This window comes from Streptomyces sp. NPDC043878, from assembly GCF_056435735.1.
Window position 1 is genome coordinate 80,121 of sequence record NZ_JBWKDW010000003.1, and the last position, 19,569, is coordinate 99,689.

General features: G+C 67.7%; 26 protein-coding genes. 21 read left to right on the top strand and 5 right to left on the bottom strand.

Annotation, left to right across the window (positions count from 1 at the left end; genetic code table 11):
* Positions 1–261 precede the first annotated feature (261 nt).
* The 6 genes from AC07AZ_RS06110 to AC07AZ_RS06135 all read left to right on the top strand — a co-directional run bounded on the left by AC07AZ_RS06110 (position 262) and on the right by AC07AZ_RS06135 (position 3,948).
* Positions 262–561, top strand: a complete 300-nt coding sequence (locus tag AC07AZ_RS06110) for a WXG100 family type VII secretion target (RefSeq protein ID WP_356033593.1) — start codon at positions 262–264, stop codon at positions 559–561.
* A 130-nt stretch (positions 562–691) separates the two neighbouring features.
* Positions 692–1,009, top strand: coding sequence for a hypothetical protein (locus AC07AZ_RS06115; RefSeq protein ID WP_478844319.1), 318 nt, complete (start codon positions 692–694; stop codon positions 1,007–1,009).
* Entirely contained in the window at positions 1,006–2,283 is a 1,278-nt protein-coding gene (locus AC07AZ_RS06120) for a putative T7SS-secreted protein (protein WP_478844321.1), read from the top strand. Before AC07AZ_RS06115 ends, AC07AZ_RS06120 begins: the two co-directional genes overlap by 4 nt.
* A gap of 13 nt (positions 2,284–2,296) precedes the next feature.
* Positions 2,297–2,869, top strand: a complete 573-nt coding sequence (locus AC07AZ_RS06125) for a hypothetical protein (RefSeq protein WP_478844322.1) — start codon at positions 2,297–2,299, stop codon at positions 2,867–2,869.
* On the top strand, positions 2,866–3,567 hold the full coding sequence (locus tag AC07AZ_RS06130; protein ID WP_478844323.1) for a hypothetical protein: 702 nt from the start codon (positions 2,866–2,868) through the stop codon (positions 3,565–3,567). The genes AC07AZ_RS06125 and AC07AZ_RS06130 overlap by 4 nt, the downstream gene beginning before the upstream one ends.
* A 201-nt stretch (positions 3,568–3,768) precedes the next feature.
* A complete protein-coding gene (locus tag AC07AZ_RS06135; protein ID WP_478844325.1) occupies positions 3,769–3,948 on the top strand; it encodes a WXG100 family type VII secretion target in 180 nt (59 codons plus the stop codon).
* A 70-nt stretch (positions 3,949–4,018) separates the two neighbouring features.
* Here AC07AZ_RS06135 and AC07AZ_RS06140 read toward each other — a convergent pair whose 3' ends face one another.
* Complete coding sequence (locus AC07AZ_RS06140; protein WP_478844327.1) at positions 4,019–4,582, bottom strand: hypothetical protein; 564 nt, start codon at positions 4,580–4,582, stop codon at positions 4,019–4,021.
* Positions 4,583–4,789: 207 nt separating this feature from the next.
* Here AC07AZ_RS06140 and AC07AZ_RS06145 point away from each other — a divergent pair, with 207 nt between their 5' ends.
* From AC07AZ_RS06145 to AC07AZ_RS06165, 5 genes are read left to right on the top strand one after another with little or no spacing between them, the layout of a single operon-like run.
* Positions 4,790–5,095, top strand: coding sequence for a WXG100 family type VII secretion target (locus AC07AZ_RS06145; RefSeq protein ID WP_478844329.1), 306 nt, complete (start codon positions 4,790–4,792; stop codon positions 5,093–5,095).
* Positions 5,092–5,355 carry a hypothetical protein gene (locus tag AC07AZ_RS06150; protein WP_478844331.1) on the top strand — a complete coding sequence of 88 codons (264 nt, stop codon included), beginning with the start codon at positions 5,092–5,094 and terminating at the stop codon, positions 5,353–5,355. The genes AC07AZ_RS06145 and AC07AZ_RS06150 overlap by 4 nt, the downstream gene beginning before the upstream one ends.
* Positions 5,352–6,020: a hypothetical protein gene (locus AC07AZ_RS06155; protein ID WP_478844333.1), complete on the top strand. Its 669-nt coding sequence runs from the start codon at positions 5,352–5,354 to the stop codon at positions 6,018–6,020. Before AC07AZ_RS06150 ends, AC07AZ_RS06155 begins: the two co-directional genes overlap by 4 nt.
* Complete coding sequence (locus AC07AZ_RS06160; protein WP_478844335.1) at positions 6,017–6,580, top strand: hypothetical protein; 564 nt, start codon at positions 6,017–6,019, stop codon at positions 6,578–6,580. Before AC07AZ_RS06155 ends, AC07AZ_RS06160 begins: the two co-directional genes overlap by 4 nt.
* A 24-nt stretch (positions 6,581–6,604) precedes the next feature.
* Positions 6,605–7,948 (top strand): hypothetical protein, encoded by a 1,344-nt coding sequence (locus AC07AZ_RS06165; RefSeq protein WP_478844337.1) that lies wholly within the window; start codon positions 6,605–6,607, stop codon positions 7,946–7,948.
* A gap of 205 nt (positions 7,949–8,153) precedes the next feature.
* Here the strand turns inward: AC07AZ_RS06165 and AC07AZ_RS06170 are convergent, their stop codons facing one another.
* The 3 genes from AC07AZ_RS06170 to AC07AZ_RS06180 all read right to left on the bottom strand — a co-directional run bounded on the left by AC07AZ_RS06170 (position 8,154) and on the right by AC07AZ_RS06180 (position 9,933).
* Positions 8,154–8,447 (bottom strand): hypothetical protein, encoded by a 294-nt coding sequence (locus tag AC07AZ_RS06170; RefSeq protein ID WP_478844339.1) that lies wholly within the window; start codon positions 8,445–8,447, stop codon positions 8,154–8,156.
* Between the two features lie 249 nt (positions 8,448–8,696).
* Positions 8,697–9,614, bottom strand: coding sequence for a hypothetical protein (locus tag AC07AZ_RS06175; RefSeq protein ID WP_478844341.1), 918 nt, complete (start codon positions 9,612–9,614; stop codon positions 8,697–8,699).
* 4 nt (positions 9,615–9,618) lie between these two features.
* On the bottom strand, positions 9,619–9,933 hold the full coding sequence (locus AC07AZ_RS06180) for a hypothetical protein (protein WP_478844343.1): 315 nt from the start codon (positions 9,931–9,933) through the stop codon (positions 9,619–9,621).
* A gap of 372 nt (positions 9,934–10,305) precedes the next feature.
* On the opposite strand from AC07AZ_RS06180, the gene AC07AZ_RS06185 reads away from it, so the two are divergent.
* From AC07AZ_RS06185 to AC07AZ_RS06215, 7 genes are all read left to right on the top strand, one after another.
* Positions 10,306–10,617 carry a hypothetical protein gene (locus AC07AZ_RS06185; RefSeq protein WP_478844345.1) on the top strand — a complete coding sequence of 104 codons (312 nt, stop codon included), beginning with the start codon at positions 10,306–10,308 and terminating at the stop codon, positions 10,615–10,617.
* On the top strand, positions 10,614–12,038 hold the full coding sequence (locus AC07AZ_RS06190; RefSeq protein WP_478844347.1) for a hypothetical protein: 1,425 nt from the start codon (positions 10,614–10,616) through the stop codon (positions 12,036–12,038). The genes AC07AZ_RS06185 and AC07AZ_RS06190 overlap by 4 nt, the downstream gene beginning before the upstream one ends.
* 53 nt (positions 12,039–12,091) lie before the next feature.
* Positions 12,092–12,907, top strand: a complete 816-nt coding sequence (locus AC07AZ_RS06195; RefSeq protein ID WP_478844349.1) for a hypothetical protein — start codon at positions 12,092–12,094, stop codon at positions 12,905–12,907.
* A complete protein-coding gene (locus AC07AZ_RS06200) occupies positions 12,904–13,551 on the top strand; it encodes a hypothetical protein (protein ID WP_478844351.1) in 648 nt (215 codons plus the stop codon). The genes AC07AZ_RS06195 and AC07AZ_RS06200 overlap by 4 nt, the downstream gene beginning before the upstream one ends.
* Positions 13,551–14,153 (top strand): hypothetical protein, encoded by a 603-nt coding sequence (locus AC07AZ_RS06205; RefSeq protein ID WP_478844353.1) that lies wholly within the window; start codon positions 13,551–13,553, stop codon positions 14,151–14,153. Before AC07AZ_RS06200 ends, AC07AZ_RS06205 begins: the two co-directional genes overlap by 1 nt.
* A gap of 175 nt (positions 14,154–14,328) precedes the next feature.
* A complete protein-coding gene (locus AC07AZ_RS06210; RefSeq protein ID WP_478844355.1) occupies positions 14,329–14,994 on the top strand; it encodes a hypothetical protein in 666 nt (221 codons plus the stop codon).
* On the top strand, positions 14,979–16,010 hold the full coding sequence (locus tag AC07AZ_RS06215) for a hypothetical protein (protein ID WP_478844357.1): 1,032 nt from the start codon (positions 14,979–14,981) through the stop codon (positions 16,008–16,010). The genes AC07AZ_RS06210 and AC07AZ_RS06215 overlap by 16 nt, the downstream gene beginning before the upstream one ends.
* On the opposite strand, the gene AC07AZ_RS06220 is transcribed toward AC07AZ_RS06215, so the two are convergent.
* Complete coding sequence (locus AC07AZ_RS06220; RefSeq protein WP_478844359.1) at positions 16,000–16,257, bottom strand: hypothetical protein; 258 nt, start codon at positions 16,255–16,257, stop codon at positions 16,000–16,002. The genes AC07AZ_RS06215 and AC07AZ_RS06220 overlap by 11 nt on opposite strands.
* Before the next feature lie 393 nt (positions 16,258–16,650).
* On the opposite strand from AC07AZ_RS06220, the gene AC07AZ_RS06225 reads away from it, so the two are divergent.
* The 3 genes from AC07AZ_RS06225 to AC07AZ_RS06235 are packed head-to-tail and all read left to right on the top strand — an operon-like array spanning position 16,651 to position 19,542.
* Complete coding sequence (locus AC07AZ_RS06225) at positions 16,651–17,373, top strand: hypothetical protein (RefSeq protein WP_478844361.1); 723 nt, start codon at positions 16,651–16,653, stop codon at positions 17,371–17,373.
* 16 nt (positions 17,374–17,389) lie between these two features.
* Positions 17,390–18,238, top strand: coding sequence for a hypothetical protein (locus tag AC07AZ_RS06230; RefSeq protein ID WP_478844363.1), 849 nt, complete (start codon positions 17,390–17,392; stop codon positions 18,236–18,238).
* Positions 18,235–19,542 (top strand): CpaF family protein, encoded by a 1,308-nt coding sequence (locus AC07AZ_RS06235; protein WP_478844365.1) that lies wholly within the window; start codon positions 18,235–18,237, stop codon positions 19,540–19,542. Before AC07AZ_RS06230 ends, AC07AZ_RS06235 begins: the two co-directional genes overlap by 4 nt.
* Positions 19,543–19,569 lie beyond the last annotated feature (27 nt).

Below are 19,569 nucleotides of genomic sequence, written 5' to 3' on the forward strand. Positions count from 1 at the left end.
TAGCCGCCACACCTTTCCCCCGGGCAACGGGATGTGCGCCGGTTCACGATTCCCCCGCACGACGGCATGTGCACCGGTTCGCGAATCCTCCCCGCACGAGGGGATGAGCGGCGGTTCACGATTCCCCCGCACGACGGGCCTGTGGGCCCAACGACCCCACCCGTACACTCTTTGCGCATGCGGACGCGGTCCACGACCGTCAACTCCGCGACAGAGCCACGGGGGAAGGCCCTGCGGCCACCAACGGGAGGGAGTGCCGTCATGGCCAAAGACACGGATCTCACATATGCGGAGATGGAGAAGGTCGCCGGCGACCTGATCAAGGACATGCACGATCTGGAGACCCAGATCGCAGGCGTCGAGAAGCGGGTCAAGGCGCTGGTGGAGAACGGCTTCACCACGCAGAAGGCCTCCGGCGCGTACGAGGAGTCCATGCGCGACTTCACCAAGGGCGCGACGAAGACCGTGCAGGGCCTGCACGGCCTCTCCGAGTTCCTCAAGAAGGCCAAGCAGGCCTACGAGGACCTGGACGAGCAGCTGGCGAAGAGCGCCAAGGGTTAGTAAAGTCCGCGGTCGACTTGCGGGTTAAGTGCGGTGGGGCGCTGGCGCGTCCCATCGCACTCGCGGTTTCGCGCCTGCACCCAGACCCCCGTCCCCCTCTCACGACCTATGAGGCAGGAAGTCTGAACCCGTGGCAGACAGGATGCGAGCAGACCTTGACCTGATCAAGGAGTGTTCGAACTCGCTGCACAAGATCCACCGCGAGTTCAAGGAGCACGGCAACCCGGCCGAGGGATACGACGATGCCTTCGGCGTCGACAAATTGCGGGACGTCTTCGACGACTTCTCTGACAACTGGGAGAAGAACCGCAAAAAGCTCATGACGGATATCGAGGCACTCGCCAAGTACACGGCGGAAGCGGCCAAGGCCTACGAGGAAATCGACCACAAGCTTGCCGAGGCGCTCCGGGGCGCCAAGAAGAGCGGGAAGAAGGGGAACCAGCCGTGACAGCCCGCCCGAAGGACTGGTCGCCGCTGTACGACTCCGATCCCGTGCCCGGTGACCCGTACGAGGTTGCCCGCCTCGGCAAGAAGCTGCGTGGCATGGCCGACGAAATCGACAAGCAGGCACGAAACATCCGGGCGCTGGCCTCGGTCGACGGGTGGGACAGCGACGCAGGCCGCGCTTTCCACGAGATCGCTGGGGACGCTGCCGGTCGGTTGAGGAAAGCGTTCGACCGCTATGACGAGGCCGCGAAGGCGCTCGGCACCAGAGTCCCCGAGGGTGATGCCGAGTCGGACGAGTACGCCGGCGAACTGCATCGGGCGCAACGCCTGGCGGACAGGGGACTGAAGGAATACCGCGAGGTCGAGGCCGATTACAAGGCTGCCGGAAAGGTGCTGGACCCGAATCGGGGGAAGGTGCTGACCGGCGACGAAGCTGTGGAGCACAGCAAGCAGCAGAAGAAGCAGGACGATGCTTCGGCCCTCATGACCGCAGCGGCGGGCAAGATCATGCAGGCGAAGATCATCCGCGACGACGCCGCGAGGAAGGCGGCTCGGCGAGTTAAGAACGTGATCTACCACGATGGAATTCATGACCCTGGCGGAATCATGAACTGGATCGCGGATCACGCGGACTGGTTCACGAACATTGCTACGGTCCTGGCGGCGATAGCTCTAGTGGTGGCCGTCTTCGCAACGGGCGGCGCGCTCGCCGTGGTCCTCATCGCTGTGGCGTCCACCATGAGTGCCGTGGCGCTGACCGGGCGGCTGTACGACGTCTTCGCCCGCGGCGGCAAACTCGATCTCTTGGCGATCGCGACTGACGTCCTGGGCATCATCCCAGGCCTCGGCGCGGTGAAGGGGCTCTCGGCGGCTGCCAAGGGGTCACGGCTGTTGGTCGCGAGGAACGCCATCTGGACGGCCTTCACCGAAGGCTTTGCCGTGAAGAACGTCAACAAGGGCGTCGTCGCGGCCTCCAAGTTCCTCACGGCGAAGAACATCACGAAGATCAAGCTTCCGGCGGAGGGATTCAAGCCAGAACTCCTCACGCGTTTCATCAAGGGGGGCGCAGTGACCAACCTGGGTGTTCAGCTCGGACTGATGAACCAGGGCCACAGTCGCTCGGGCGAGCCCAGTTCGCCCCCTGGTGATGCTCGTCCCACCCCTACACCGCACGTAGGGCCCAGCCCTTCAAACAGCACGAGGACTCCTTCGCCGACACCGCAGCCTGGTCCTTCCTCGACTTCGTTCCACGCGGCTTTGGCGCCCACCGGCTGAGAAGAGTTGATTCATGAGTGACTATCGGGCACTCGAGTCCGGAAAGTTCGTCGACGATCAGGGCACCGCTCATGACATGGTGCCTTCGTCGGTCATCGCCGCCGTTCCGGCCGCCAAAGCGGCAGCCGAACGGTATGGAAGAGAGGTTCGATTCGATTTCCTTGACGAGCGAGCCGTCCATTGGATGCTCTTTCAGAGACGCGAGGACACCGAAAAAGGTGGTCTCCTGGGCTGCCTCATGGCCATACCGATCCTCGTACTGGGAGTCGGTGCTTGGCCTTTCTGGGACCTGGTCGCATCCGAGAAGTCACGTCAGTTCCAGGTCGCCTTCGTTGTCGTCGACGCGCTTCTGCTCATTGGCGTCCTGGCCGGGCTATTCCAGCTCCGACTGCGTGACCTGCGTGACAAGGCCGTCCGGAACACGCGGTGCAGGGCCCGTCTTTACCACCGTATCGTGCGTATCGCCCGACGCGGCGGTGCCGACATTCCTAGCCTCTATCCGTATTACGGGATGTACCTCACATCGCAGAAGTTCTTCCCCGAAGCACCCGACCGCCCCATCCCCGACCAGGGCCCGCTGTCGTGACGATCGAGACCGAGCTGTTCGCGTTGACGGATACCTATCCGGCTCCGCCCGCCCTCCACGTGGACGACATCCACGTTCGCTGGGTGATGCCCGAGATCTACCACGATCTGCCAGTGCAGGAGGCGGACGAAGACGTCGTCGTTCGCCTGCTGTGGGAGCTGGTGGACAAAGCACTACCCGGCGCAGAGGAGGAGGACAAGGCGAGGCTCGGTGTCATCTGCGCGTTCGCTGTAGCCGATCTCCAATCGGCAGGATCGGAATTCGCGAGCATCTGCTTGACCTCCGTCGACGGAGCCCCATGCACCGCGACGGTACTCGCCTCTCTTGTCGACAGCCCTGAGGCCGGCGGTGGTAGCCGCGGGGCGGTGAAAGCCATCGCATCGGGCCTTCGCCGGGCGGGAACCGGTGAGATCTCCGAGATCGAGCTTCCCTGCGGATTCGCGGTCTCGGAAATCAGCACCCGGGAATCCAAGCTCGCCGGCGAGCTGACCGGCACCGGTGACAGCGCCAGCTTCCCCGCCTGGTACATACGGGTCTATGTCCCCCTCCCGAACGGCACCACGTTCGTCATGGAGATGGAGACGCCAACGTTGGCCGGCTGGGACGTCTTCTCCACGATGTTCGGTAACACGGTCAGCAGCATTCGTCTCTACAGCACAGATGGCGCGCGCCTGATTACTTCCGAGGAAAGTACGTGACCACGGCCGAGAGCCCACCTGCGGACTACCGTCTCCTTGTGCCCCGCGACTGGTTCCGTGTCGACCTGACGCATGAGCGGTGGCGCAGTCAGCTGAAGACCTTCGTGGACAAGGAATCGGCAGGGGGAGAAGTGCCGGCGGAGGCTGCCCGCGGGGTATGGAGGATTCTGCGCAATACTGCCGAGCAGGCCGTCGGGCAAGGTGGAGAACGGCTTCACCACGCAGAAGGCCTCCGGCGCGTACGAGGAGTCCATGCGCGACTTCGCCAAGGGCGCGACGAAGACCGTGCAGGGCCTGCACGGCCTCTCCGAGTTCCTCAAGAAGGCCAAGCAGGCCTACGAGGACCTGGACGAGCAGCTGGCGAAGAGCGCCAAGGGTTAGTGAAGTCCGCGGTCGACTTGCGGGTTGGGTGCGATGGGGCGCGTCAGGTGCCTCATCGCACCCGTGGGTTTCACGCCTCGGCGCCGTCGAGCTGACCGGGTTGCGGGTGGCGCATCAGGTATTTGTGCAGATCGCTGCGCCACTCCTCCGTCGTCAAGGTCAGCCAGGAGCCGTCGGTGAAGCGGATCCGCAGTCTGTTGCTCTCGTACCCGGGGAGCGGGTCCTCCAGAACCGCTGCTCCGACCGGAATCTCGGCGACGACGCGCATGCGCTCGGCCCTGCGGACGGACACGCGCTTGGGCGGTGCGGCCAACAGGATGCGGCCCTCGGCGAGCACTACGAACCGTTGGTGGTGGGAGGAATGGCGGTACCAGCTCAGCAGGTACCCGCCCGCCGCCCCGCTCCAGTCGCCGTCGAAGGGTTTGTCCAGGCCGAGTTCGAGAACTGCCTTGTCCCGCCGTTCGAGGTCGAGATCCGCGGCGCGGGCGCGCTCGCGTTCCTCGTCCGTGGACAACAGACGCTTGAGGGCTTCCTCGCCGGACGCAAGAAGGCTCAACAGTATGGCGACGGGCATGAACGGGGCGACGAGGATCGCACCCAGGATGCCGAGCGGCCTCAGGAACGCGGGTCGCAACGGGCCGGCTCCGGCAGCCCGGTGTACGTCCGCGGGTGGCTCAGGGATCTTGCCGATCGTGCACCAGGCGCCGGCGTCCGGAGTCACGCCAAGGCGGTCTCGTATGGTGCGGTCGGTGCTCCTGGACAACCCGTCTCACCTTCCTCGCTGTATTCGGGGGCGAAGCTTCGCAGCAGTGTCCCATGTTCACGATAGGGGGATTCTTCAATGGTGGACAGAATCGCGTACGACCCCGACATGATCCAGGGGTGTTCGCGAACTCTCGGCAAGATCCACAGTGAGTTCGATCAGCATGGAAATCCTGCGGACGGTTACGATGACGAACTCGGGCACGGCGGGCTGAAAGACGCCTTTGATGACTTCAGCAGCACATGGAAGAAAACGCGCAAGAAACTTACGAAGGAACTGAAGTCGCTCGCCGAGTACACCGCGGCCGCGGCTCAGAAATACGAGGAGATCGACCACGAGTTGGCGAAGGCTATTGCCGGCGCCACGGGGGAGGGAAAGAAGTGAGCAGGCGATCCGGCGACTGGCCGCCCCTCTGGGACGAGGACCCCACGCCGGGGAACCCTGAAGAAGTCGCGGGGCTCGGCCGCAAGTTGCGCAAAATGGCCGAGATGATCGACGAACAGGCGCGGGTCATCAGGGCGTTGTCCTCGCAAGGAGCGGACATCCCGGTCCACTATCCGCACTACGGCCCGTATCCATTCGCGGCCGACTTCCACCCGCAGGCGGATGAAGCAGATGTCACTGATGGAGAATGCAACCCGTGAGTGCGGTAACAGCTGAAGAGAACCTCCGCGGCTCGGTCGGAGGTCAGGGCATCGACGTCCGCTGGATCATGCCGGAGGGGTTCTTCGAAATCCCGATGAGCGCGGAGGACCTGGACGAGACCGCCGTGCAACTGGTCGAGCTGGCCCGCCGGGTGATGCCGGAAGCCACGTTCGAGGTGCAACTCGAGTGGGCCGTCATGGTCGCCGCCCACTACGACTCCTTCATCGAGGCCGGGCTCCAGTACTCGGCCTTCGTCCTGACCGAGGTGGACGGGACCCGCTGCACGGCCACAGTGACCGTCAGCATGATCGACCTCGACGAGAGCGCCGGCGCCAACCCCGCGGGATTCCTGGGCTCGACCATGCGTCATCTGGGTCTTGGCGCGGTCAGCGAGATCGAACTACCCTGCGGCCCGGCCGTCTCCTGCATCGGGACACGGAAGTCCAGCCTGGACGGAAGCCTCACGACCTCAGGGGCCGGAGAGCCGGTCCTGACGTCCTTCATCCAGGTCCACATCCCCCTGAACAACGGCACTGCCCTGGTGCTGGAGATGGGGACCCCGACGCAGGCGGGCTGGGACGTGTTCTCGTCCATGTTCGCCGGCGTGGTCAAGAGCGTCCGCCTGTTCGACGAGGCGGGCAAGCCGCTTGTGATGCCAGGATGACGCTCGGGCCCAACGGTGTTTCACCGCCGAGAGACTACCGACTTCTCGTTCCCCGGGACTGGTTCCGCATCGACCTCACGCAGGACCGCTGGCGTGGGCAACTGAAGACGTACGTGGACCGCCGGGCGGAAGGGAAGAACGTCCCGCCGGAAGCGAAGCAGGAGGTGTGGGCGACCCTGCGCAACACCGCCGAGGCCGGCGTGCGAAACGGCGCGCTGGAGTTCTTCCTGCGGTCGGAGCTGGACGACGGCAGCATCCTGCCTGCTTCCCTGATCGTCTCCCTGATCCCGCGGACCGCGTCCCTGACGCCCGGGGATCTCATGGAGTCGTTCGAGGCCAAGGAGCGGCGCAGCCCCCGCTCCGGCGAGGTGTCGACGGTCACCCTCACCGCAGGAGAGGCGGTACGTGTCCTCACGCCGACCACGATGGACCTCTACGTCCACATGCCCGGCTCCGTGGGTTACTTCGTCCTCGCGTTCGCGGCACCGATCAGCGGCGTCACCGGACCCATGTACCGGCTCTGTGAGTCCATCGCGGACTCCCTGCGATGGATCGAGTGACGGGTCAGGATGGATAGTCGATTCATGTCCGCTGACGAGACGTCTGCGCTCCCTGGACCGTGCATACGGCCGCGTCTGGCACCCTTCTACGCGGTGGACATCGCGCGCCGGGCCCGCGTCGGGCTGGAGGACGGTGACCTGGTGGTCAGGGACCGGCGTCTGCGGGAGACCCGTTACCGGATCGGTGACGACGGCGTCGTCCGCGCACTCTTCCACGCACCGCACGACTCTTCGGAGAGGGGCAACGGCCCCTCCACCGAACGGTGGGGCGTGCTCGACTTCCAGGACGCGTCCGGCGTCACCGTGTTGCGGATCCCCCTTGCCGAGTGGCTCCCCGAGTCGGAGCTGATCGGACTTCCGGACCTCAGCCCGCAGGACTGCCTCGACCGTACGGGGTTGCCCTCGCTCGTGACCGCGCTACGGATCCCCCTGGACGAGGACGCGCCGCAGCACGAGGCTCCGCACGGAGACGAGAAATCCGGTGCACGGCCGCACCGGGCGGTTCACCGAAACGTCCCGGCCTGGCACAGCTGGGTGCGGGGAATCGGGACGCTCGTGTGCTTCGTCTTCTTCCTCGCTGTCCCCATGACCGGAAGCGGCAGTCCGTGGACGGTTCTGACGGCCTTCGCCGGACTGTGCCTGCTACCGGCCGGGGACCTCTGCCTCCGCCTGCTGTTGTGGCGCCGCCACCGAGCGGACCAGTCGCTCACGGGAGCCGAGGTGATCACGCCGTCACCCGCGCCAGGCGTCGGTGCGACGCGCCGGTTCCTCGACACGGCGAGTGTCCGCGTGCTGCCGACCGACGTGGTACTCACGAACTCCGTGGGGGAGGAACGCTGGCTTTCCCGGCACGGAGACCACGGAGTGAGCAGTCTCGTCCGTCTGGTGGACTCCGCGTCCGGAGTCGTACGCGGAGTGGAGTTCCGGGACGGTCGCGGTGCGCCGCGAGCGCTTCTCCCCTGGGACACCTGGTTCGAGGGACCGCCAGGACCCGAGCGCTGGGCCCGGCTCGTCGCCGTTCTGGGTGTGCCGACCTCCGACGAGAAGGCGCAGTCCGTGCCGCAGGTCGGACCCTGGTGGACAGGCCATGTCCTGGCGGCCGATGCGCGCAGGATGTCACCTCCCAACGCCAAGGAAGCTCGACGAGCGACGAGTTGGCATTCCTCTGTCACCGGTACTGCTGAGCCCCTCGTCGTCTCGGCTCTGAGTCTCGTTCCTCTGGCCGGGCTCCGGTCCCATGACTCCGTCGCACAGACGGTCGGTTGTCTGGCCGCGTTGGTCATCCTCACGGAACTCGTACCGGTCGTCATCCACCAGGCGGCCAGCCGCTTCAAACTCGACCGCCCCATGACCCCGGAGACAACGTGACCGTATGAGCGCGGAAAAGGGGCAGGGAGCGGAGCCGGGTGGCGCGGGGAGGACAGAGAGGGCTGTCCATCCGCGTGGTCGTCACCCTTCTTCAGGCGGGGACACCGGCGACTCTTCGTCGGAGACGGCTCGACGGGGTCTTTGAACCGGAGCGGTAGATCTTCACCAAGGCCGGGATGCCAGTCCATGCGTGGTCATCTGCCGGTCACTGGCTGTCCGGAGTGGTCGCTTCGGCGTCGAGGCCGGCGAACGCGACCGTCTGCAGGATGGCTGTAGTCATGTCGCAGAACTCGCCCCAGTACTCCATCGCTGCCGTGTCGATGGTGAAAACCGCGGTGAAGGGTCCTGTCGGAAACGACATGTGGACCTGGACCTGACCGGTGAGAAGCTGGGTCTGCTCGCACGTCGCCGTGATGTCGGGGCTGAGGGTGAGCTCCCGCAGCGCGATGCGCGAAACGGCGGGACCGCAGGGCAGGTCGAGCCAGCGGGCATCGTTCATCGGGTCGGAGCACAGCGTGGCCAGGATGCCCTGTGCGGCGTGTCCGGGTCGGTGTGGCCGCAGGCGTAGGCGGCAACGGTGAAGGAGCAGTGGGCGACTCCTCCGGTGTCCGGACTGAAGAGGCCGAAGGCCGAGAATGCGAGTCCTGCGGCCGCCATCGCCTCGGTGAGGAGTTCGTGAACGAGAACAGCGGAACGATCCCGGGTTCGATTTCTACCGCGGGGGTGGTCATGCAGTGCTCCGGTCGAGTCAGAAGTCGTTGGGATCGAAAGCGCCCCGCCTGCCTGTCTGGCTCATGAACCAGAATGGCTTCAGCACGCCGAAATCAGGTTTGACTGGCTTGGTGGTGGTTACCTCGATGAGAAGCTTGTCGCTGGGGCGGCGGGTGATCACCGGTTCGACCGAGACGTCGCGATCGGTCACGGACGCCAAGTACGAGCCCAGGTACTCGCGTTGACGTGGCGTCAGGGACTCGATCGGTACCAGCTCCGTGGGATGGGCCAAGTGACGGAGAACAGGCCAGTACTTCCGCGCGCTCGGTGGAGCGAGTCGACACCACGACCCGTCTGCGAAGTGCATCTTCACCTCGCCGCCCACACCGCTGAATCGCATCCGCTCGACCTTGGTGATCTCCGAGCGTTCGACTTCCCAGAGGAGCTGGTCACGTTGTGGGTCGTCGTCCGGAAAGCCGGTGATGACCACACGACGGTCGGTAACGATGAGGTGGGTGCGGTAGTTTTCGGGGGAGCGGGCGGGGTCGAGCTGCCAGGGCAGTGTTCGGGCGACGCTGCCGGGGTCTGCCCACATGACGGGGAAGTCGGTGACCTCGTTCTCCGGTTCCTCAGGACGTCCCAGGGCGTCACCTGAGCCGGGTAGGAAGCTGCCGGTGCCGGCGAGAGTTTCGAGTACGCCCCCGACCGCGACGTAGAGTGCGCGCAACCCGAACAGGCCGACGCGTCGGCCAGGGTGCTTCTCCGCCTCAGGACGGAGAGAGAAGACCGGGCCCTCGGGCCAGCCAGGCAATGCGCTTTGGATGTCGTTTCGCTGGGTGTCGCGGAACCATCGCAGCCCGGACACTCTTGGGGCAGTACCGGTTGCGAAGACGGTCGCGTCCCGGGCGAGAAGCACCTCGCCCGACTCAGGTGTCCAGGTCGCCATGTGTGTCATGCCTTCAGTGTGAGGCGGCGGCATCGTGGAAACCGTCCCCGGGATGGAGTGCTTCTCCGATGTGCTGGGGGATGCTCACCAGCTCGGGTGCGATCGCGTCCCCGGCCTTCCAGCCGTCGAACATGTTCGTGACGTCACTTGGCAGGGTGACCTTCGGATACTGCCCGGAAACCGGGCTCGCGCTCGCAGAGGCCGAGGTGGTCGTGTCACCGGTACCTGCACCGTCGATCTTGTCATTGAGCTTCGTTTTTTCGTCGTCCCCGCCACCACGTGCTGTCAAAAGCAGGGCTGGCCCCGCTCGCGGCGAGCGCGACAGCAACGGGCAAAGTGCGGCGCTTCACAGTGGTCTCTCCGAGGGACACGAGGTCGGTCAAGAGTACGGACGGTATCGATGAGGTTATCGGTTTCGCCAGCGCGAACATCCGCGGGTGCAGGTGTACTCAGGACGTCGGGATGCAGGCCGACAGGAGGCTGTGTCCTGATCGTTCTCCGGTGGAGGCGGCGTGGGACGCCCGGCCGGGAGGTCGGTGGCCGACCGCCTGGTGACCCGTTCTGGGCGTTCCTTTTGCATCTCGTTGGTTGTCGTTTTGAAAACCCGTACCGGACAGTGGGCGGGGCCGCTCCCTGCCCGACCGGTGCGCTGTGGACGACGGGGAGGCGCGGAGGAGTAAAGAGGCGTACGGGGGACCCAGTGGCCGAGCACATAGCCGTGTCCAGCAGCGAGTTGCGCGAGATCAGCCGGTCGGTCGCGAAGCTCAAGTCGCACTTCGAGCACGCCAGGGACCTCGTCGACTCCTACGGCGCCGAGATGGGGTCCGGCGATGTCGTCGCCGCGCTCGACGACTTCGCCGACGACTGGAAGAAGAAGCGCAAGCAGCTCTGCGAGGGGCTGGAGTTCCTCGGGAGGACAGCCGGGGCGGCGGCGAAAGCGTACGACGGGCTGGACCAGCACCTGGCGGACGCCTTGCTGAACTCCCAGGCCAAGAGTGAGGGCGGCCGGTGAGCGGCGACTTCGACGGCGTCGACTGGCAGAGCGCCCGGTACGACGACAAGGACTTCACGCCTGGCGATCCCTACGAGGTCGCCCGGCTCGGCAAGCGCATCGCCGACACCGCCGCGCTCATCCAGGAGCAGGCGGCCAGACTGCACAACCTGGTCGACGGGAACGGATGGGACTCCGACGCCGGGCGGGAGTTCCAGAAGAAGACCCAGGACACGGTCGGACTGCTCGGCAAGACGCACCAGCGCTACGCGGCCGCCGCCGACGCCCTGGGCACAAAGGTCGGTTCCGCGCCCGACGACCACACGTGGGTGGACTGGGCGACCGCCCTCGACCACGCTCAGGAGCTCGTCAAAGCCGCCTTGCGGAAGGCGCGGGCCGCGGATGCCGACAGCAGCCGGTACCAGAAGCAGATCGACCAGCAGACCTCGCCCGGCGAGCACTCGGGCGGGCATCCGGCCGAGCACGCCGAGAGGCAGAAACTCGAACGGCGGAAAGCGACCGCCGACTCGGAACTCGAGGACGCCAAGAAGGATCTCCGGCATGCCCTCGACTACCGGGACACCCAGGCAGGCCACGCCAGTTCCGCCCTTCGCGACGCCGTCGAGCACGACGGGCTGAAGGACCCCGAGCACCACTGGTGGGACAACTGGCAGGACTGGGTCGCCGACATCGGCCACTGGGCAGGGGTGGCGGCGGCCGCCCTCGGCGTGCTGGCCCTCGTACTCAGCTGGGTGCCCGTCCTCGGCGAGGTGCTCGCCGCGCTGGCCCTGATCGCCTCGGTCGTCGCCCTGGTCTGCGACACCATCTCCGCGCTGGACGGCAAGGGCACCTGGCTGGACGTCGGCATCGACGCGATCGGCGTGCTGTCCTTCGGCGCGGGGCGTCTTCTCGGTACGGCGGCGAAAGAGGCGTCCGTCGCCGCGCGCGGGGCCGCCGCCGTCAAGGACGTGCAGTTGGCACGGGAGGCGGGCCTCAACCCGGAGGCGGCCCGCGGTTTGGCCGAGGCGCTCAACGGTGTCAAGGCCGGGCAGATCGGCAAGGCGCTGGCCGAGGGGCCGGCCGAGCTGCTGCCGCGGATGCGATCGGTGGTCAGGGACTCCCTCGACTTCAAGGCGTACGTCGACGACATACGCGTCGCCGCCGGAAACCTGCCCGGCGAGGAGAGCCTCGTCGCCGACAGCGCACCCGCCCTGTCGCAGGTCGCCGACTCCTCGTTCAAGACGATGGCCGGATACGGCAAAGCCCTCTACCTCGGCAGTCAGACGCTGCCGCTCGTGGCGGGGTGGTCCAACCTGGCGCCCGTGAGCGACGGGGAGTCGTGGGGCACCGGGCCGAACCTCCTCAGTGGGGTGAAGGAGATTCCGGGACTCGGGGCCGGTGGAACACCGTTCTACAACTGGAGCTGGAGCACCGGCGGTTGATCGGCTGAGCCGGTCGACCGTCGGCACTCCGGAGCAGGGAGAGCAAGGATCACGTGGCGAGCGAGGACGAACGGTCCGTCGACGAGCTGTTCGCGCGGCTGCCCGAAGAAGGTCGGCGGGCGCTGGAGCAGGTCGGCATGGGACTGCCGGAACTGCGCCGCATCGGGGCCGGAGAGGGCGGGATGCGGCAGGTGCGCGCCGTCCTCTCCGAGTTCGCGGCCACCGACTCGCGTCCGCGGCGGCCCGGTGACGACGAGGGGCCGGGGGAGCGGACCGCCGTATGGCCGTGGGCGCGTCTGGTCCTGGTGGCCCTCTCGGGCGTCGCGGTCTGCTTGCTGTCGACCTGGCTGCTCGGCAGGGCGGCGCTTTTCGTCGGCGCCGCCTGCGGACTGCCGGTGCTCTGGGCGGCTCTCAGGACGCGCCTGTCTCGCGGCGGCCTCGTCGCGCGATGCCTGACGGGGGCGGCCTACGTGGTTCTCGTCGTGGTCGGCTCGTACTCCGCCAACGACTGGTATCTGCGGGTGCGGGGAGTCCAGCAGACGGTCACCATCGCGTCCCCCGCCCACCAGTGGACTCATGGGACGCGGGAGACGTACTGCAGGGTCCGGCTGCGGGACGGATCTGTCCGGCGGCTGACCAGCGACAGGCACCAGTGCGCCGACCGGGTGGGGCTGAGGGACACGGCTGTCGTCGATCCGGCCGGCCACTATCTGCCCTTCCTGGGCACGAGGTCAGAGCTCGGCGGCGGCGCCGGTGGCATCGTCGCGCTCCTGGCCGGCGCGGTGCTGGTGCTGGCCCCGACGGGTGCCGCTCTGACGGGCCGGACGCGGTCGGTGCGACGCGACCGGGTGAGCGGGGCTGCCGTATGACCGGCGACGTCCGGGGCGCGGACCGCGTACCCGGCGCTCCGACCGAGGCGGCCGTCACGGAACCCGCACCCCCGTCCGACTACCGGCTCGCCGTCCCCGACGGCTGGGAGCGTGTCGTGCTCGATCCCGACCGCTGGACCCATCGCATCGACAAGCTGGTCAACCGCGGGCTGCGCCGTACGGCGGCCACCCCGCAGCTGAAGGCGGCGCTCGCCGAGCGGCTCAGGGCGCAGGCCGAGACCGCGCACGCCAACGGCGCCGTGGAGATGTACCTCGTCAACCAGGTAATCGGTCAGGTCCCGGTCTCCGGCGGCCTCGTCGTCACCCTGCTTCAGCCGCCTCCGGGCACCGAGGTCGGTGAACTGTCGGATATCGCACTGTCGTTGAGCGCGCGCGGTGTCGGCACCGTCACCATGGACGACCTGCCCGCCGGTCCGGCCGTCCGCCATCTGCACAGCCGCCGCCCGGCACCCGACGATCCCGACGGCAACCGGCTGACCGTGACGCTCCTGGACATCTACCTGGCGGTGCCGAACAGCCGGCAGCGGCTCCTGCTGTCGTTCTCCACGCCGACGGCGCCGCTCGCGGACGCCCTCGTGACCCTCTTCGACTCCATAGCGCGCACACTGCAGTGGATGGCCTGATGCCCGGATTCGCAGCGTCCACAGTCCGTCTCCAGCCGCCGGACGACGCCGTGGTCCTGCCGGTGCGGGGCCCGGTCGACCTCGACGCGTGGGCGGCGGACGTGGCCCGTCGGCGGATCGGATCGCCGGGGGACGCCCGCCTGTTCGGCGCGCTGGCCGCCGAACTGCGTGACTGTGCGGCCGACTCACGCGCACGGGCCCCGATCACGGCGCTGTCGTACGTTCCCGACCCGCGCACGGGCGAACTGGCGCGCATCGAACTGTCCGCGCTGGTCGCCGACGAGACGTACCCCGAGGTGACCGTCGACCTGCTGCAGCGCTACCTCACCACTCCTACGGCCCTCTCCTACCGTCCGCCCGAGGCCGAACGCCGCACACTGCCCGCCGGCCAGGCTGTCCGTGTCCGGCACGCCTACGTCCAGGACGCCGACAGGTACGGCACCGGCACCATCCTCGAGACCTGCGCATACGGCATCCGTCCCGACGCACCCGACGCCACCTGGGCTCTCGTTCTGCTCACCTCATGGCGCGCCGTGGCCTACACCGACGCCCTGTGCGCGCTGACCGACGACCTGGCCCGGACGGTGACCGTGACGGGGTGACGACGATCGGGAGCGACGCGACAACCGGCCACGTCCGGTGCGTGTCGCTTCTGTGAAGGGGGCTTCACGAAGTTCACGGAGTGGCGTCAGTCCCATGGCGTACTTGGCCCGCCGTACGTCACTCGTGGGATCATCCGATCGCACGCCGATCATCTATCCCAGGGGGACGACCGCCATGCTGACCACGCGACAGAGGACGGCCACGGTCGGCCTCCTCGCTGCTGCCGCCCTTGCCGTGACCGGTTGCAGCAGCGATTCGGGTGACGGCTCGGGCAGTGACAAGATCGCGGGAGCCGAGGCGGGGGAGAGCGGTTCGTCCGCCACGCCGTCCGCCTCCCCGTCGGCGGGGAAGAACGCGCCTGCCTTCGAGCTGCCGTCGGACCTCAAGATCGACGTCGAGCGCGATGCGACCGGCGACGCGACCAGGGACGCGATCCTCCGCGATGCCGCGTACTCCGCCCAGGCCAACATCGAGGCCTTCGCGCAGGGGAAGAGCCAGGCCGTCAACCTGAACCGCTACTTCGCGGGGGACGCCCTCACCTACTGGGTCAAGCAGGTCGCGGACTTCAAGAAGGACGGCCTCACCCTCACGGGCGCCTACCGCTACTACGACTTCAAGGTCACGGACATCGCCAGCGGCAAGACGGCTGCGGTCAGCTATTGCGAGGACCAGAGCAAGGCATTCAGCAAGAAGGTCAAGACGGACAAGGTGCTGCGCACCTCGCCGAGCGACAAGAGCTACGTCCTGTACACGCTTCAGGCGTCGAAGGACTCGGCCGGCGACTGGCAGGTGACGCGGCAGAGTTGGAAGAAGGGGGACGCCACGTGCGTGCAGGGATAGGAACGAGGACCGCCCGGCCGGTCCTGCGGACGGCCGCCGTCGTCGGGCTCGTCATGACGCTGGGGACATCGCTTCCGGCGTACGCGGACGACACCCGGGGCAGCGGCGGCGGCACCGGAACCACCGACGGCGCCAACCCGGACTCCGGCGCCAGCTCCGGCAACGGCACCATCGGCGCCCACATCCGCATCGCCCAGAGCAACGCCGGTTCCGGTGGCTCCACCACCACCGCCACCTCCTCCAACGCCGACTGGAAGCCCCCCGTCTGCTGGTACGAGCCCATGTACACGGCGGACGAGTACGAGAAGTTCATCAAGGACGCGTACGGCGGCGCGCAGGAGCCCGCGGCGAGCTACGCCGAGAAGCGGGACAAGGAGAAGTACCACAAGGGCGACGACGGCCTGTGGTGGCAGGTGAAGTTCCGCAACGACGACTACACCACCGCGTGCCCCGTCACCACGGACAACTGGGAGATCTTCGTTCCGCCGGTCGACCCCCAGCCCGACCCCAACAAGCTGACCCCGAAGATCCTCTCCGAACTTGCCTACAAATCGACCAAGTTGCCCACCCCGCCCGTGGTCCTGAGCCCGAGCGCGGACCGGCTCATCGTGAACCTCGGTACGCGCGTGAAGTTCGCGGGCGATTTCGACCGGGTGTGGACGACCGCCAGCATCAACTACAAGGGCGTCGCGATGGCGGCCACCACCGTCGCCACCCCCGTGGCCCTCAGGGTGGACGCCGGCACCGCCGACGCCGATCCGCGGACGTGCACGTACGACCTGGTCAAGGGCGACGGCGGCTACAAGGTCGACAGCAGGGGGGCGGGCTGCGACGTCACCTACCGCCGTTCCTCGGGCGACGGCACCTACCCGTTCAAGGCGTCGATCACCTGGAAGGTCACCTGGACCGACTCCGCCGACCCGGACGGACCGGCGCGACAGCCGGCGCTGCCGGACGGCCTGTCGACGTTCGAACAGGACGTGGCGGTCAAGGAGATCCAGTCCGTCAATCGTTAGACGAGGCCGGGCCTTCTGTGAACAGGTCCTCGGCGGTTTCGGCGGTGAGGGCGTTGGTGAGCCATGTGCGGAGTGTGTCCAGGTCCGTGCAGGTGGTGACCCGCTCGCGGACCTGTTCGCAGACCTCGATGTCACGTGTGGCGAGGACGTGCAGAACGTCCTCGGCCCGGCCCTCGGCACGCAGACGCTCGGAGGTCTCGGAGCGGAAGAAAGAGAGATCGACGGACATCAGTCGAACAAAGGTCATGGCACGGTGGATCCCGGGCTTCGTGAGCGAATCGTGCAGGCATGATGGCCGACGCGTGACGGAGGACCCGGCGGCGGCATGATGTCGGACCGATGGCCGATTCGCTCTCGCACAGCGAACCGCCCGTCTTGGTGCGGTAATCAACGGGGCTGCGCGCCCCATCAGTTGCAGATGAGTAACGGTACCCGGGGTGTGCGGTGAGACCGTGGGCGCGCCTTGAGGGGCTTATGTGCGGCTGATACGGTGCCATGGCTTGACACTCACCTCTGCGACGGCTAATCGGCCAGGTCGGGTGGTAAGTCCAGCACGTCCCAGAGGGGCGGTCGGGGGTGAAGTGTCTGCATTTGCAGAGAATCTGGCAGACATTTTCTTGGGTGTACGGGGAGCGGTTGCGTGAGGATCCAAGAGCGTACGGGGGCGGGCGCCGGTCGTTCCACCGCTCCGGTTCAGGCGTCGGTCGGTGACCGGCTTCCCACTCCGCCTCGCGAGCGCAAACCCGCGCTGGCGGCACTCGCGGTGCTGTTGATCCTGTTGGGCGCGCTCGGGGCGACGATGCTCGTGCTGCAGGCGGGGGACCGGATCGAGGTCGTGAAGATCACGAAGCCGATCCCCGCGGGCGGCTCGGTGACCTCCGACAACTCGACGTCCGTCCTGGTCGCCGAGGACAGCGGCATCCACTACGTGTTGTGGGAGCAACTGGGCGCGCTGAAGCGGCTCAAGGCCCGGAGCGCCATCCCGGCCGGCGTGGTCGCCGTCGGTGAGATGTTCGGCAACGAGGCCAAGCTCGAGAGCGGCAAGGCGACCGTCGGCCTCGCCCTCAAGGAGGGGCAGTACCCGACCGGTCTCAAGGTCGGTGACGTCGTGGCCGCCTACCGCGTCGGCAATGACAGCGGCTCCGGTTCCGGCTCCGGTGAGAGCGGTTCGTCGACGGGCGGCAACAGCGTGCTGGCCGACCGGGCGACCGTCCGCTTCGTGAATTCCGACAAGGGCAGCGACGAACTGGTCAGCAGCACGAACCTGCCGATCACGCTGGTCGTCGACAACGACGAGGCCGCCGGGCTGGCGCAGGCCGCTTCCAACGGCGAAGTGGCCCTCGTCCTCATCCCCGGCAACTGAAGGCGGCGCCGACCCCATGGCCCTCATCGCTCTAGCCGCCGACAAGGGTTCCCCCGGCGTCACCACCGCGGCCGTCGCTCTCGCGGCGGTCTGGCCGCGACGGGTGCTGCTGGCGGAGACCGACCCGGCCGGTGGCGACCTCGTGTACCGCAGTGCCGCCGCGCACGGCGGTCCGCTCAACCCGAACACCGGCATGCTGTCGATCGCCGCGACCGCCCGTCGCGGTCTCGTGCCGGACCAACTGTGGGACCACGTGCAGCCGTTGAGCGGCGGTCTTGAGGTCCTGGTCGGGCTCGGGAGTTCCGAGCAGGCGGCCGGCCTCGCCGGACTGTGGCCGACCCTCGGCCACGCCTTCGCCTCCCTCGCCGACTCGCCGAACGCGCCCGCCGACGTCATCGCCGACTGTGGCCGCATCAGCGGGGACACCCCGGCGGTCGAACTGTTCCCGCACGCCGCGCTGGTGCTGCTCCTCGCGCGCACCGAGCCGGAGGCCATCGCCCGCGTCCGCGACCGGGCCGCCGCCCTGTCCACCAAGCTGCACGGCGGGCCGCGCGGTGCCGCGAGCCTGTCCAACCCGGTCATCGGTGTCGTGCTCGTGGCCGACCCGGGCGAGGCGGGCAAGCTCGTCAACCAGGTCAACGACATGCTCGTGCACGCCCAGACCGGTGCCCGCGTCGTCGGCACCATCGCCGACGACCCCGCCGGTGCCGAGCAGTTGGCCGGCCGCAGGCGCGGCCGACTCGACAAGTCCCTGCTCATCCGCTCGGCCCGCAAGGTCACCGCGGACCTCTACCAGCAGTACGGCGCCGCATGGGCCGTACCGCAGCAGGGTCAGGTCCACGGCCGTGCGGGGGCCGGGCGATGACCGCTGTCGACCACCAACTGGTCAAGCGGTTCCGGCAGGACGCCGGTGACCGTATCGCCGAGCAGCGCCGCCTCGACCAGGCGTCCGGTGTCACGCCGATGTCCAGCGAGGACGAACGGCAGTACGCCCGCGCGGTCATAGCCCAGATCCTGGAGGACTACGCCCGCGCCGAGATCAACGCGGGCCGTACGCCGCTGGACGCGGAGACCGAGGAGCAGTACGCCGCCGCCGTCCACGCGGCCCTGTTCGGGGTCGGCAGGCTCCAGCCGCTCCTCGACGACGCCGAGGTCGAGAACATCGACATCAACGGCTGCGACCAGGTGTTCGTCGGGTACTCCGACGGACGCGAGGTGAAGGGTGACCCCGTCGCGGAGACCGACGAGGAACTCATCGAGCTGATCCAGGTGCTCGGTGCCTACTCCGGTCTGTCCTCCCGCCCGTTCGACTCCGCCAACCCGCAGCTCGACCTGCGGCTGCCGGACGGGTCGCGTCTGTCGGCCGTGATGGACGTGGCGCGTCGTCCGGCGCTGTCCATCCGCCGTGCCCGCATGGGCAAGGTGTTCGTCTCCGACCTCGTCGGGAACGGCACGGTGACCCCCGAGGTCGCCCACTTCATGGCCTGCGCGGTCCGCGCCCGCAAGAACATCATGATCGCGGGGGCGACCAACGCCGGGAAGACGACGCTGCTGCGGGCCCTCGCCAACGAGATCCCGCCGCACGAACGGCTCATCACCGTCGAGCGCGCGCTGGAGCTCGGCCTCGACCAGTTCCCCGAACTCCACCCCAACGTCGTGGCGTTCGAGGAACGGCTGCCCAACTCCGAGGGGCAGGGCGCCATCGCGATGGCCGAACTGGTCCGCCGTAGCCTCCGTATGAACCCCTCCCGTGTCATCGTCGGTGAGGTCCTCGGCGACGAGATCGTGACGATGCTCAACGCGATGTCGCAGGGCAACGACGGCTCGCTGTCCACGATCCACGCCAACAGCTCCCACGAGGTCTTCAACCGCATCTCGACGTACGCCCTCCAGGCGTCCGAGCGACTGCCCATCGAGGCCAGCCAGATGCTGATCGCGGGCGCGGTGAACTTCGTGGTCTTCATCCAGCGGCGCAACGACTTCCACACCGGCGGCCGCCTGCAACGCAGGGTCACCTCCGTCCGTGAGGTCAACGGTGTGGACGGCCGGGTGCTGTCCAGCGAGGTGTTCGCCGAGGCGCCGGACGGCCGGATCGTGCCGCACGCGCCCATCGCCTGCCTGGAGGACCTGATCGCGCACGGTTACCAGCCGCACGGAACCTGGGGGTGAGCATGACGTACTCGGCTCTCGGCACAC